General features: G+C 48.4%; 14 protein-coding genes and 1 pseudogene. 7 read left to right on the top strand and 8 right to left on the bottom strand.

Annotated features, from left to right (window positions below; translation table 11 throughout):
- Positions 1–165 precede the first annotated feature (165 nt).
- The 3 genes from coaBC to slmA all read left to right on the top strand — a co-directional run bounded on the left by coaBC (position 166) and on the right by slmA (position 2,530).
- Entirely contained in the window at positions 166–1,380 is a 1,215-nt protein-coding gene (coaBC, locus tag NV64_RS19365; RefSeq protein WP_056233584.1) for a bifunctional phosphopantothenoylcysteine decarboxylase/phosphopantothenate--cysteine ligase CoaBC, read from the top strand.
- A complete protein-coding gene (dut, locus tag NV64_RS19360) occupies positions 1,358–1,816 on the top strand; it encodes a dUTP diphosphatase (RefSeq protein ID WP_056233583.1) in 459 nt (152 codons plus the stop codon). The genes coaBC and dut overlap by 23 nt, the downstream gene beginning before the upstream one ends.
- 117 nt (positions 1,817–1,933) lie before the next feature.
- Positions 1,934–2,530, top strand: coding sequence for a nucleoid occlusion factor SlmA (gene slmA, locus NV64_RS19355; RefSeq protein WP_056233581.1), 597 nt, complete (start codon positions 1,934–1,936; stop codon positions 2,528–2,530).
- A 33-nt stretch (positions 2,531–2,563) separates the two neighbouring features.
- Here slmA and pyrE read toward each other — a convergent pair whose 3' ends face one another.
- Together pyrE and rph are read right to left on the bottom strand one after the other, a co-directional pair.
- Positions 2,564–3,205 (bottom strand): orotate phosphoribosyltransferase, encoded by a 642-nt coding sequence (gene pyrE / locus NV64_RS19350; protein ID WP_056233743.1) that lies wholly within the window; start codon positions 3,203–3,205, stop codon positions 2,564–2,566.
- A 58-nt stretch (positions 3,206–3,263) separates the two neighbouring features.
- Positions 3,264–3,980, bottom strand: coding sequence for a ribonuclease PH (gene rph / locus NV64_RS19345; protein WP_056233579.1), 717 nt, complete (start codon positions 3,978–3,980; stop codon positions 3,264–3,266).
- 232 nt (positions 3,981–4,212) lie between these two features.
- Between rph and NV64_RS19340 the strand changes: the two genes are divergently transcribed.
- Positions 4,213–5,397, top strand: a complete 1,185-nt coding sequence (locus NV64_RS19340; protein WP_101506596.1) for a NupC/NupG family nucleoside CNT transporter — start codon at positions 4,213–4,215, stop codon at positions 5,395–5,397.
- Between the two features lie 134 nt (positions 5,398–5,531).
- On the opposite strand, the gene NV64_RS19335 is transcribed toward NV64_RS19340, so the two are convergent.
- Entirely contained in the window at positions 5,532–5,954 is a 423-nt protein-coding gene (locus NV64_RS19335) for a DUF3574 domain-containing protein (RefSeq protein ID WP_056233574.1), read from the bottom strand.
- A 187-nt stretch (positions 5,955–6,141) separates the two neighbouring features.
- On the opposite strand from NV64_RS19335, the gene NV64_RS19330 reads away from it, so the two are divergent.
- The 3 genes and pseudogenes from NV64_RS19330 (at position 6,142) to NV64_RS23270 (ending at position 9,943) form a co-directional block, all read left to right on the top strand.
- The gene (locus NV64_RS19330) at positions 6,142–7,005 is read left to right on the top strand and encodes a YicC/YloC family endoribonuclease (protein ID WP_056233572.1); all 864 of its coding nucleotides are present in this window, start codon (positions 6,142–6,144) and stop codon (positions 7,003–7,005) included.
- A gap of 372 nt (positions 7,006–7,377) precedes the next feature.
- Positions 7,378–8,202: pseudogene (dinD, locus tag NV64_RS19325) on the top strand (DNA damage-inducible protein D).
- Between the two features lie 460 nt (positions 8,203–8,662).
- Positions 8,663–9,943, top strand: a complete 1,281-nt coding sequence (locus tag NV64_RS23270) for a hypothetical protein (RefSeq protein ID WP_146005524.1) — start codon at positions 8,663–8,665, stop codon at positions 9,941–9,943.
- Between the two features lie 20 nt (positions 9,944–9,963).
- On the opposite strand, the gene NV64_RS23265 is transcribed toward NV64_RS23270, so the two are convergent.
- The 5 genes from NV64_RS23265 to NV64_RS24220 form a co-directional block, all read right to left on the bottom strand.
- Positions 9,964–10,488: a GNAT family N-acetyltransferase gene (locus NV64_RS23265; RefSeq protein ID WP_146005523.1), complete on the bottom strand. Its 525-nt coding sequence runs from the start codon at positions 10,486–10,488 to the stop codon at positions 9,964–9,966.
- A gap of 16 nt (positions 10,489–10,504) precedes the next feature.
- Positions 10,505–10,918 carry an ASCH domain-containing protein gene (locus NV64_RS19315; RefSeq protein ID WP_101506594.1) on the bottom strand — a complete coding sequence of 138 codons (414 nt, stop codon included), beginning with the start codon at positions 10,916–10,918 and terminating at the stop codon, positions 10,505–10,507.
- The gene (locus NV64_RS19310) at positions 10,896–11,957 is read right to left on the bottom strand and encodes an N-acetyltransferase (RefSeq protein ID WP_101506593.1); all 1,062 of its coding nucleotides are present in this window, start codon (positions 11,955–11,957) and stop codon (positions 10,896–10,898) included. The genes NV64_RS19315 and NV64_RS19310 overlap by 23 nt, the downstream gene beginning before the upstream one ends.
- A gap of 1 nt (position 11,958) precedes the next feature.
- Positions 11,959–12,516, bottom strand: coding sequence for an ATP-binding protein (locus NV64_RS19305; protein WP_158239913.1), 558 nt, complete (start codon positions 12,514–12,516; stop codon positions 11,959–11,961).
- 1,114 nt (positions 12,517–13,630) lie between these two features.
- Positions 13,631–13,858, bottom strand: a 228-nt coding sequence (locus NV64_RS24220; RefSeq protein ID WP_101506591.1) for a hypothetical protein, incomplete at its 5' end; no start/stop codon positions are given.

The following is a 13,858-nucleotide window of genomic DNA, read 5'->3' as shown; positions in this document are numbered from 1 at the left end:
TCATTATCATGGCATTATATACAGTAGTTTCAAATCGCACTTTGCCGAGTTTTACGCGGCGGTCGTCAGAACGTTGGTGCAAAATAGCCACGCTGGCGGAGTGTGGTAAAATAGCCAGATTACGGTGCTGACGGCACGGCAACCATTGATAAAGGTGAACGGCAAATGACGGGATTATCGGGAAAGCGGATTGTGCTGGGCGTCAGCGGCGGTATCGCCGCCTATAAAACCCCTGAGCTGGTGCGTCGCCTGCGCGATCGCGGTGCCGAGGTGCGGGTGGTGATGACCGACGCAGCCAAAGCCTTTATTACGCCGCTCAGCCTGCAGGCGGTCTCCGGTTTCCCGGTTTCCGACGATCTGCTCGACCCGGCAGCCGAGGCCGCTATGGGCCATATTGAGCTGGGGAAATGGGCCGAACTGGTGATCCTCGCGCCGGCCACCGCCGACCTGATCGCGCGCGTGGCGGCCGGCATGGCCAATGACCTGGTCACCACCCTGTGCCTGGCGACGGCGGCGCCGATCGCCATTGCCCCGGCGATGAACCAGCAGATGTACCGCGCGGCGGCCACCCAGCACAACCTTATGGTGCTGGCCGAGCGCGGGATCGCCGTCTGGGGGCCGGACAGCGGCAGCCAGGCCTGTGGCGATATCGGCCCCGGCCGGATGCTCGACCCGCTGGCGATCGTCGCGCTGGCCGCAGAACTGACCACGCCGGTCAACGACCTGCAACATCTGCGCATTATGATTACCGCCGGCCCGACGCGGGAAGCGCTGGACCCGGTGCGTTTTATCTCGAACCACAGCTCCGGCAAGATGGGCTTTGCGATTGCAGCCGCCGCCGCCGCACGCGGAGCGCAGGTGACGCTGGTCGCCGGCCCGGTCACGCTGCCCACACCGGCGGGGGTGACGCGCGTTGACGTCACCACCGCGCTGGAGATGCAGCAGTCGGTGATGGATGCCGCCGCGCAGCAGCAGATATTTATCGGCTGTGCGGCGGTAGCCGACTACCGCGCGGCGGCCATTGCCGGGGATAAGATTAAAAAACAGGGGGATGAGATCACCCTGCAGATGGTGAAGAATCCGGATATCGTCGCCGGCGTGGCGGCGCTAACCGAAGCCCGCCCTTACGTGGTCGGATTTGCCGCTGAAACCCGGAATGTGGAAGAATACGCGCAGCAAAAACGCCTGCGTAAGAACCTGGACCTGATCTGCGCCAACGATGTGGCGCAGGCCGGCCAGGGTTTTAACAGTGATGCCAATGCGTTACACCTTTACTGGCAGGATGGCGACAAAGCCTTACCGCTCACCCCCAAGCCCCTGCTGGGCCAACAGTTACTGAATGAGATTATCGGCCTTTATGATGAAAAAAATCGACGTTAAGATCCTCGACCCGCGCGTGGGCAACGACTTCCCGCTGCCGACCTACGCCACATCAGGTTCTGCGGGCCTGGATCTGCGCGCCTGCCTCGACCAGCCGGTTGAACTGCAGCCTGGCGTGACCACGCTGGTGCCGACCGGTCTGGCCATCCACATCGCCGACCCACAGCTGGCGGCGGTGATCCTGCCGCGTTCCGGCCTGGGCCATAAGCACGGCGTGGTGCTGGGTAATCTGGTCGGGCTGATCGACTCCGATTACCAGGGGCAGCTGATGGTCTCCGTCTGGAACCGTGGCCAGCAGACCTTTATCATCGAGCCGGGCGAGCGCATCGCGCAGATGGTGTTTGTCCCCGTGGTGCAGGCTGAATTTAACCTGGTGAACGACTTTGATGCCAGCGTGCGCGGTGAAGGCGGCTTCGGTCATTCAGGCCGCCAGTAACCTTTTCCCGTTTCCGTCACGACGATAGCCTAATCATTTGTCACCGTGAGCCCCCGCTCACGGATATTGCGTGGGCTCTGCCCGTTTATGGTGATGTTTTCAGGGGTCTTTTAAGGCATGACAGAAAAAAAGAGTGCGAAAAGGAATCGTCGCGAGGAGATCCTGCAGGCGCTGGCGCAGATGCTGGAATCCAGCGACGGCAGCCAGCGGATCACCACCGCCAAGCTGGCAGCCAGCGTCGGCGTCTCGGAAGCGGCGCTGTACCGGCATTTTCCCAGCAAAACCCGGATGTTTGACAGCCTGATCGAATTTATTGAAGACAGCCTGATTACGCGCATCAACCTGATCCTGAAAGATGAGAAGGAGACGTTGCCGCGCCTGCGTCTGATCACTCAGCTCATTCTGGGGTTTGGTGAGCGTAATCCGGGTTTAACCCGCATTCTGACCGGACACGCGCTGATGTTCGAACAGGACAGGCTGCAGGGGCGCATCAACCAGCTGTTCGAACGTATCGAAGCCCAGCTGCGTCAGGTAATGCGGGAGAAAAAAATGCGCGAGGGGGAAGGCTTCAGCACCGATGAAACGCTGCTGGCCAGCCAGATCCTCGCCTTCTGCGAAGGGCTGCTGTCGCGCTTTGTACGTTCCGAGTTTCGCTATCGCCCCACTGCGGAATTTGAGGTGCGCTGGCCGCTGTTCGCCGCCCAGCTGGTGTAACGCGGTGGGCCAGTATTACTGGCCCACCGTCGATCAGATCCCGTACTCGCTGCGGTAGGCACGCACGGCAATCAGGTGATCGGTCAGTTCCGGCTTCTCTTCCAGATAGCCGATCAGCTCGTTCAGCGTAATGATCGAAATCACCCTGCAGCCGTAATCGCGCTGCACTTCCTGAATGGCGGACAGTTCGCCGCGCCCGCGCTCCTGGCGGTCCAGCGAGATCAGCACCCCGGCCAGCGTCGCCTTTTCGGCAGAGATAATATCCATCGACTCGCGTATCGCGGTACCGGCGGTAATCACGTCATCCACCAGCATCACTTTGCCCTGCAGCGGGCTGCCGACCAGGCTGCCGCCCTCGCCGTGGGTTTTCGCCTCTTTGCGGTTAAAGCAGTACGGCACGTCGCGGTCGTGGTGATCCGCCAGCGCCACGGCGGTGGTGGTGGCAATCGGAATGCCTTTATAGGCCGGACCAAACAGCAGGTCGAAATCAATCCCGGAGTCAACCAGCGCCTGGGCGTAAAAACGTCCGAGCAGCGCGAGGTCACGCCCGGTGTTAAACAGGCCGGCGTTGAAGAAATAGGGGCTCTTACGCCCTGATTTCAGGGTAAATTCTCCGAACTTCAGAACCTGCTTGTTGATGGCGAATTCAATAAACTGACGCTGCCAGGCTTTCATCATGGGCTTCCTCAAAATTCAGGCAAAAAAAAGGCGACCCTCAGGTCGCCTGCAATAATCAGTCGGTCAGCGCAGCTTTCTGCGCCTGCACCAGGGTGTCGATGCCGCCGCGCGCCAGCGCCAGCAGCGCCAGCAGCTCGTCGTGGGTGAAGGGTTCACCTTCTGCGGTGCCCTGTACCTCAATCATACGGCCATCTTCCATCATCACCACGTTCATATCGGTTTCGGCGTTGGAATCTTCGATATACTCCAGATCGCACAGCGCTTCGCCGTTGACGATGCCGACGGAGATCGCCGCCACCATGCCTTTCATCGGGTTAGCCTTCAGCTTACCGATGCTGACCAGGTGATTCAGCGCGTCGGCCAGCGCCACGCAGGCGCCGGTGATCGACGCGGTACGGGTGCCGCCGTCCGCCTGCAGCACGTCGCAGTCCAGCGTGATGGTGAACTCGCCCAGCGCTTTCAGATCGATAGCGGCGCGCAGCGAGCGGGCGATCAGGCGCTGGATCTCCAGCGTGCGGCCGCCCTGCTTGCCTTTGGCGGCTTCGCGGGCGTTACGGCTGTGGGTCGCGCGCGGCAGCATACCGTATTCTGCGGTGACCCAGCCCTGGCCCTGGCCTTTCAGAAAGCGCGGTACGCCCTCTTCGATGGTAGCGGTGCAGAGAACTTTGGTATCACCGAATTCAACCAGCACAGAGCCTTCTGCATGTTTGGTATAATGACGGGTCAGGGTGACGGGGCGAACCTGTTGTGCGCTACGGCCTGATGGACGCATGATGTATCTCCGGCTGGCTGGTTTAATGGCTGCGCATTATACGGATTTCACTACGGCTTGCCTATCACGCTGGCGCACGCCATCGCGGATGTGGCGACATCTGCCGCATCCGGTTATGCAGGTGACGGAATGCTAATCACTTTTTCTGCAACTGCCGTGGCCAGCGGATGTAAAGTGCGGTGAAATGTGGCTAAATGCCCCTCTTCTCTGACTGACTCGCTGGAACCCGCGAATGACTTCTGTTTTCCATTTTCTGCTCGCCCTGGCCATTATCTTCGGCCTGGCGCTGCTGTTCAGTAACGACCGTAAAAAAATCCGCCCGCGCATCCTGCTGCAGCTGGTGGTGATTGAAGCGGCGCTGGCCTGGTTCTTCCTGCACGCGTCCGGCGGCCTGAGCGTGGTCTCGGCCGTCTCCGGCTTCTTTGAAGTGCTGCTGAAATACGCGGCCCAGGGGACCGACTTTGTGTTTGGCGGCATGAGTTCGCAGGGTCTGGCGTTTATCTTCCTTGGCGTACTGTGCCCGATCGTGTTTATCTCCGCGCTGATCGGTATTCTGCAGCACCTGAAAATCCTGCCGTGGCTGATCCGCTTCTTCGGCACCGTACTGTCGAAAATCAACGGCATGGGCAAGCTGGAGTCGTTTAACGCCGTCAGCACGCTGATCCTCGGCCAGTCGGAGAACTTTATCGCCTATAAAGGTATCCTGGCAGACATCTCCCCGCGCCGCCTCTATTCGATGGCGGCGGCAGCGATGTCCACCGTGTCACTGTCGATCGTCGGTGCCTATATGTCGATGATTGAGCCGCGCTACGTGGTGGCGGCGCTGGTGCTCAACATGTTCAGCACCTTTATCGTTCTGTCGATCATCAACCCGACGCCGGCAGGGGATGAGCCGGAAATCCGTCTTGAGAAGCTGCACGAAGACCAGAGCTTCTTCGAGATGCTGGGTGAGTACATTCTTGCGGGCTTTAAGGTGGCGATGATCATCCTTGCGATGCTGATTGGTTTCATCGCGCTGATCGCCATGGTTAACGCGGTGTTTGCCAGCCTGTTTGGCATCAGCTTCCAGCAGATCCTCGGCTACGTGTTCTGGCCTTTCGCCTGGCTGATCGGCATTCCGACCGCTGACGCGCTGCCGGCGGCCAGCATTATGGCCACCAAGCTGGTGACCAACGAGTTTGTGGCGATGATTGAGCTGAAGAAGGTCGCCGCCGGACTGTCACCACGCGGGCTGGGTATTCTGTCGGTGTTCCTCGTCTCCTTCGCCAACTTTGCTTCGATCGGCATCGTGGCGGGAGCCATTAAGGGACTGAACGAGCAGCAGGGCAACGTGGTGTCACGCTATGGTCTGAAGCTGATTTACGGCTCGACGCTGGTCAGCCTGCTGTCGGCGGCGTTTGCCGGGCTGGTGCTGTAAACGTCAATCGGTGGCATGGGTGAGCCCGGCGTGTCACCTTCTGCTTCCGGCGGCACTGGCTGGCCTGGCATCCCGCCTGCTGTTCCCGGCGGCGTTAGCCAGCCTGGCTATTGCCTGCTGCTGACGGCTAAGCGTCAGAAGGCCACGCAGACCGGCGCATCCACCCGCATCACCGAGTCCTGCGCAAAGCGCTGCTTATAGACCGCGCGCAGCGCCTCTATCCCCTGCTCGCTGCCCTGGTCCAGCGGGTGGATCAGCATCAGCGCCCGGCTCTCTTCCCGCGCCAGCCTGCCGTCATCGCCCAGCCACTGCCCCTGCGCGGCAAACACCGTCAGCCCCGCCTTGAAACGCGGCGTGACGTCATCATCAACAAATTTCTGCCACTCTGCCGGGGTAATCGCCGCACCCTGCGGGCGGTTCAGGCCGAAGTAGAGCGTGGTCTGCACCATCGCATCACCGCGGACGCAGGCCGCGGCGGGGGGCGCCTGGCGGGCGGGTGCGCTGCAGCCGGCCAGCGCCAGCAGCAGCACGCCGGAAATAACGCTACGTATCAACATCGGGGCTCCTGATTAATCGGTTAAATAGCGGCGATCGCCACACTAGCAGGCCGCCCGCCGGGAAGCATCTAAAATTCTGTCGCTAAAACAGCGGCGTTTACGGCGGCATTTCACTGAATGCCTGTTAAGCCACCGCCTGCGCCGTTATACTCGCTGCCTGATTCCTTGATACCAACGGGTACGCACAATGATCCGCAGCATGACCGCCTACGCACGGCGAGAAACCAAAGGCGAATGGGGCAGCGCCGCCTGGGAGCTCCGTTCCGTCAACCAGCGCTATCTGGAGACCTATCTGCGCCTGCCGGAACAGTTCCGCGGCCTGGAGCCGGTGGTCCGCGAGCGTATTCGCAACCGCCTGACCCGCGGTAAAATTGAAGTCAGCCTGCGCTTTGACGCCGACCCGCGCGCCCAGAGCGCGCTGGTGCTGAATGAGAAACTGGCCGTTCAGCTGGTTGAGGCCGCTAACTGGGTCAAGCTGCAGAGCGATGAGGGTGAGATCAACCCGCTGGATATTCTGCGCTGGCCGGGCGTGATGTCCGCCGCCGAACAGGATCTGGACGCTATCTCCGCAGAGCTGCTGAGCACGCTGGACGTAGCCATCGACGACTTTATCACCGCACGGGAAACCGAAGGCGCGGCGCTGAAGCAGCTGATCGAACAGCGTCTGCAGGGCGTCAGCGCCGAAGTCACTAAAGTTCGCGCCCATATGCCGGACGTGCTGAAGTGGCAGCGTGAGCGGCTGGTCAGCCGTCTGGAAGAGGCGCAGGTGCAGCTGGAGAATAACCGGCTGGAGCAGGAGCTGGTGATGCTGGCGCAGCGCGTGGACGTGGCGGAAGAGCTGGACCGCCTGGAAGCCCACGTGAAAGAGACCTACAACATTCTGAAGAAGAAGGAGGCCGTCGGCCGCCGCCTCGACTTTATGATGCAGGAGTTCAACCGCGAGTCGAACACCCTGGGCTCCAAGTCGATCAACGCCGAGATCACCACCTCAGCCATTGAGCTGAAGGTGCTGATCGAGCAGATGCGCGAGCAGATTCAGAATATTGAGTAAATATTCAGAACGAATCACTAAAGATTGAAAAAACCAAAGCTCGCCACCAGGCGGGCTTTTTGTTATCACGAAACATCACAAGAAAGCATGAAAGCGCATGATTGAGGTGTATCCAACAGGTTTCTTTCATATTAGTTTGGTACACCTCCTGTTCAACACTCAGGAAGACGCAATGCCAAAACTTTCTGACATGCAGATCAGCGCATGAATTAAGGCCGGAGAACGCTTCGAGGGCCGCGCAGATGGCGGTGGCCTGTATCTGCGATTCAGAGCAGCAGACAAGAGTGGAGTGTCCACATTACGTGGGTAAGATCAATCGGCAACAGAAAAAGCAGCAATAATTATCACCCCTGAGACTGAGTGGAGCACTCGATGAACGAACATCACCAACCGTTTGAAGACTTACGGCAACATGGAAACGAAGGGCAAGAGTATTAGTCAGCAAGAGATTTAGCACCGCAGCTTGATTATCGTGACTGGCGAAATTTCCAAAATGTTCTTTCGCGGGCAGCCCAGGCTTGTGAAACCAGTCATCAGCAGGTTTCAGACCATTTCGTTGAGACCACCAAAATGGTTGTGCTGGGATCGGGTGCTCAACGAGAGCTGGAGGATGTTCACCTGTCCAGATATGCCTGCTATCTCGTGGTGCAGAATGGCGATCCCGCTAAACCCGTTATCGCTGCCGGGCAAACTTACTTTGCTATTCAGACCAGACGGCAGGAACTGGCAGACGATGAAACATTCAAACGACTGCGTGAAGATGAAAAACGGCTGTTTCTACGCAATGAGTTAAAAGAGCACAACAATCAGCTGGTGGAGGTCGCGCAGCAGGCAGGGGTTGAAACCACCTTAGATTTTGCCATTTTTCAAAATCATGGTTACCAGGGCTTATATGGTGGTCTGGATCAAAAAGCGATCCACCAGCACAAGGGGCTTAAGAAGAGTCAAAAAATCCTCGACCATATGGGGTCAACGGAACTGGCGGCCAACCTGTTCCGCGCAACGCAGGCAGAAGAGAAACTTCGCCGGGATGAGGTCAAGTCAAAGCAGCAGGCAAACCAGACTCACTTTGATGTTGGCAGGAAAGTAAGACAGACGATTGAAGAGTTGGGTGGAACGATGCCTGAAGATCTACCTTCCCCGGATAAGAGCATCAGGCAGATTGAATCAGCCGCAAAAAAACTGAACAAAAAATAACCCTAAACAGCAGCACCCGGTTTTATGGTGTACCTTTATCTCGGATTTATCCGAGCATCAGTAGTGGGAAGAGATCAAAAATCCGGAAATTCCAAAAAGTGGCTGGAACTAAAATCGTTATATTTACAACAAAGAAAATGGACTAACATACAAACTTAAGTCAAATTTTTGATAGGTTAAGTTTAGTTAAGTACTTTGAATTCAAGATATAAAAACATCTAACCGACTAAAATAAATGATTAACTAATTGATTTTAAATGAATTATATAAAAACCTTTAGTTTACTGAAAACACTATAAAAAAATTTTTGCAAGTTCTGAAACAAAATGCAATCATATAAATGTTTTTAATCGATCGTAATCCCGTATGGATTTATGAATCTGTAGATAACTAGTCTTATGAAGAAGTAACATCTTTAAATCATACAATATTACACTAATAAAACCCATGAGATTATGTAATGCAAAAAAAACACTCTTTCCCTGGCATATTAGTAAGATATAAGTCTCTTCTAGAAGATTGTTCCCACAGTAAAAATTGTAATTGCTTCCCGGAACAATCGAATGAAAATGAAATGGATAGCCTAAATGAATCTATTTTAGAAGATAATGATGACAAAAAAAACAAGAATGCCAATCTGAAAAATCATGAAAAACATTTAGACGATGAACTTCATGTTAATTTATGGGAAATTGGCGAAGACAATCCATCTCCTTTCTTAGATATTGGAGTGATGATCCATGACCATAAAAATGTCGATGAAGTCGTTGTTGATTTACCTTGGGAATTAGATAAAAAAGATATAAATGATCTGGGTTCAAAACTTAGTAGCGAAAAAAGTGTAGCTGCGATATTCAATGAAGTTGTTCATTATGATGGCCTCGCTGAAGGAAACTTTGCTAACATCAGCTTCAGAAGAAATGGCGTAGATGAGAAACCATTTTGCCTTTTCCGTTTGAATTCACAATCTTTTCGAATTGAATATATTCCGATAAGTAATGATACTTCATCAACGAGAGTATTGATAAAACTTCCCAAATATACAAATAGAACAACTTTAGCAGATAGAAGAAAATCGGCATACATACGGTTTCGTATAAAAGGAATTCCACCAAGCGTATATACAACCAACTTTTCTTATAAAGATGAAGCTTTAATTAGTTCTAGTATACATACTCGCATTATTGATTTCAGGATTAATGTTATGAGGGGCGTGCCTGAAGAATTGATGCATAGCAATGACGATTTAATATTCCCAGCGAAATTGAAGAGGATACACTGCTTCTTAACAACTATCAGAAATGAGGAATGTATATCAGTCAGTAAATACTACAATGGTTATCGTTCTTTGGTCGATGAAGAAATTTGGAATGAATATATAAAACTAGATAATTTACTACCCGGAAAAAAAACGGACACTATAAATAGTTATCTAGGCTACCAGTGGACAATTAAAAATGAAAAGGAGAGTGAAATAGTTAAAGATCTTATTGTATTAGGTAGATTTTCCAAGAAAAAATCCAACTCTGGATCTATATTAAGATTTATACTAGTAGTAGTTTTGTTAGGTGCTCTAGGAAGCGGGCTCTGGGAGAGCATGGGAAGTTTAGCTTCTTGGTTTAACAACGATTTACTTAAGAATACAGAAGAGCACACGAATTTTATAAATTTATCGAAAATTATATTATTATCTTTGATCGTATCGTGTATAGTGATAATTTACAGGCGTAAGGCAGATTAAATTTAAAGAGGCATTGGTTATTATTTTAAAAGGCCATTAAAACTAATTTCATTTTTTAATGGCCTGTAATGCTGATAATATGTTTCACCAAACTCAAAACCATAATACTTAAAAATCCTCAAAAAATTACTTCTTTGCTCCTCCGAAACTGAGAGTAAAGGGTTTTTAGTATTTAACAAATCGAAACTTTTCTCAAATAATGTTAATCCGATGCCCGAACCTTGGAATTTTGGCATAACTTGAAGACAGCAAAGTTTTTTTTCAATATCACTATCTTTTAATATTGCTAATCCAGCGAGATCATCATTTCTATATTCAAGAATAACTGAACGCTCTCCTGTTATAATACCTGGAATGACAATATTACTAATCCAAGAGCTGAAATCGGGATAGAAAAGCCGAAGATCACCCAAAGTATTAATCAATAAATCATCAACTTTTTGAACCGTTGCTGGATCTTGGAGCAAAAAGTCTCTACCAATGAATTTAGGTTTGCCAAGATCCAATAAATGATCAGCAATTTTCAGTGGCGAATGTTTAATCATAAAAGATTGCTCCACACTATAGGTAATCAAATTCAAATTGTTTATCTTCGAGCTCATTACTAATATAGCAGAAAGACTGAGGTGGTGTAATCTTTCCACCTAAACTATCTAAGTCAATTGGTTTTTTGTAGATGTTTACCTCTCCAATAGCAATAGCCACTGCTTTATCTCTGCCTTGATAATATGAGTCAAAGTATTTTTTATCGATCCCAGCAAAATACTGGGTTATATTCCAAATGCAATCTGGAGAGCCTTGATGAATCTCTTTAACCTCAAACTCACCAACTAATTTCCCGACTGGTTTAGTCGCATAAATAAGAACTTTGGTAATTCCTTTCTTTGAAAAGTTTACTTTCCTGAATTCGAATTTTTTTTCTCCACTAAGAATTTTATTAACATACTCAGGCTTAATCGATAATAATACCTTCATTTACTTGCCCTTCTTCCGCTATCCACCTGAATTGCTTTTCAGTTAATGAGATAAAATCCCACCGTGTTCTAGTACTAAGACCACAATCTTCTATTAAGCGCCCTCTGGTTAATCTTTTCTTGAGTGCACCATTATAAGTAAACTTTATTATATACCTTTTTTTATTGTTAGTAAAATAATCTTTTAACTCTTCATTTTTAAATACACTATATGGCTTTACATATTTCATGAATTCAGACTCTGATGAAAATGATTTAATTTGCCTTACCTCTTCAATAACACATATTGAAGATACAACCGACCGATAATATGCCTTCCCCTTTCCACCTTTATTTGTCCTATAAATACAGATTGCATCACCCTGGTTTAGATTTTTTGTCCTGTTAATTCCTGAGATGTATATTTTGTGAATGCTATTTGTATATGAAATATCTTCCAATATGTCATGACTCTCGGTCCTAAGTATTGAATCCGGGAGAAACTTAGAGTGATATTCTGGGTAAATTGCTAGAAGATGATATTTTTTATCTTTTAAAGAGAGATGAGGGAAATCTTTGATAACATCCCCAGTTATATTTTTCATTTTTTTCACATAAACATTTTCTACGCCGTTTACGCTTTTTTTCGAACCATGAAAATCGAATCCATATTTATCAAGGATTTTTATCAACGGCTTTTCTTTCTCAAAAACAGTTACATAAATATAGTCAGAACCTTCATCTATTGCATGGTCAAAAGTTTTTTTCAATAATCTCTCCCCCAACTTTGTTCCATGCGCATTTATCTTAAAAGTTCCTATCTTTAATAGATTACCTGAAGGCAAAGCTGGTTCAATATCATCTACATTTTCAAATTCAGGCTTTAAATATATAAATGCATCTAACTTCTCATCTCTATTATAAAATACATATGCTTTTTCACCTTCTTTAGCTTTTTTTCTGAACCACGATGAAAACTCTTTATAACTGGCTTTTAAAGAGTCAAAAAAATCATCATTTAGATCTAAATCATTAAAAAAAGCATATCTTATATTGCTCACATTAACCTCCTGATTTGTATGATATTTTAATGAATTTCTTAATTTCTTCATAATCAGTAACATAAGCTGAGTTAAATGGAAGATTGTATTTTTCAGTAAACATTAAAGCTTGCTCCCCCTCAACTTTCTGCATTTTTTCTATAACTTCTTCATCCCAATAGATTTTATCTCTATCCATTAGTCTTTTGCATATTATCTCGGGATTTTCTTGGAGAAAAAGCACTGCACCTATGTTAAGTTCCCTGATAATATCAAACTCAATTCTTTTCACTAATCCTTCTTTGTCTAATAAACAAAAATGACCATCTAATAAGAAGTCATCATCTAACATCCTACTTATGGCATTTATTAAGTAATGTTGATTACTGCTAATTTCGTCCGTTTTTTTATCTTTACCCCATGTAATGGAACCTTTTTCTGACCTAATTAACTCACTTGCACTAAAAAAATCGATCATGAGATCTTTTGATAACTTATTACATACGGTACTTTTACCAACACCATAAACTCCTGCCACCATCACTATCATCGTTCCTCCTAAATTCATCGATTTAATCATGCTAGATTTCATTTAATTTTACAATATTATTTTACTAAATGCATCAACATTATTTATTCTTCAAAAAAATTAAAAATGACACTACCTACCCCATTGCTGAAATACTAAAAAAGCAAATAACAAAAGAGAATATGAAACATTTTATATCAGCCTATAAATACATAGAAATTTACTATAATTTTAAAAAAATCAATATTAATAAATTAAAACCCCTCTTAACCACCGATCTTGTGATTACGTAAAGTTTTCTAGAGGCAATGCCTTCTCTTTTTTTAATTACACTTTTGCAGATCTGATTTGACTCAGTAAAGATAGGCACATCACTAACTAATGGTCTATTATTAGATCTATTAAGGAAGTGGCCCGTAAGAGAGACTATAGCCAAACCAAAAATTATAATAGCATTTGATGTTATAAAAAACGCTTATCACTTCCGGGTTGATAAAAAATTTTTAATTTATAACCCCACCATTATAAATTTGAAAATCCTTGGCGCTAACACATTCCCATAACAGTATCATTTCAAGCTCACACTGCCGGAATAATTATATATTTTTCAGCGATACCTGATATTCTTCATAACAGCATTGACCACCACTATCGATTTGCACGATAACATTTCACCTTCACTTACGACGCCGTCTTTAGCAATTTCCACGCCAATTATATCATCATCCTCTATGATATAGATTAGCTCCCTATGGCTAAATGATCGATATACAGCCAGCCTTCATTCGGTCATAAGATCTGATGTAACCCGCACACTGCTGACGTTAAAAGTCCTGACTCAGTATGACACCTGTACATTGTGATTACGGTAGCTGACAGGGCTGAACCATCGCTGGGATCCTGACGATGCAGAGTGCTTACATTCATTTTGTCACTAAACACTAAATATAGCCTCCTGATGATACCGTTCATCGGCTAGGCGCAGTGCACCATGGAACTCTTTGACCTACCTGAAGGCCTCATAAACCAGACTTTCGCAGCGCGTTTTGCACATCATGCTGGTTAAACCAGATATACCAGCAGCTGCGAGCAACACACTACACTCGGCACTCACACATCGATTTAATACTCAACCAAGCCTGCTATTTCTCGATAAAGATAAATTTTACTTTAGATGCTTCGCAAAATATATTGCGGCATTGGAAAATGTCCAGCTCATCGTCACATCCAGCCAACTAAATAGCTGTTCGGAATAGTAGATCACTTTGAGGGAACTCAGCCCGAATTGTGCGATCTGATCAATCGCCAAATCAAAACAAATCACCAACCGGACTGAGCGATGCCGATCATAGCACCAATAACCCGTACCGAACGACGCCTGATGCAAAAAACG

Source organism: Erwinia sp. B116, from assembly GCF_002865965.1.
In the GTDB taxonomy this organism is placed as follows: Bacteria; Pseudomonadota; Gammaproteobacteria; order Enterobacterales; family Enterobacteriaceae; genus Erwinia.
Note: the sequence above shows the minus strand (reverse complement) of the source record. Positions and strands in the feature narration are given on the sequence as shown.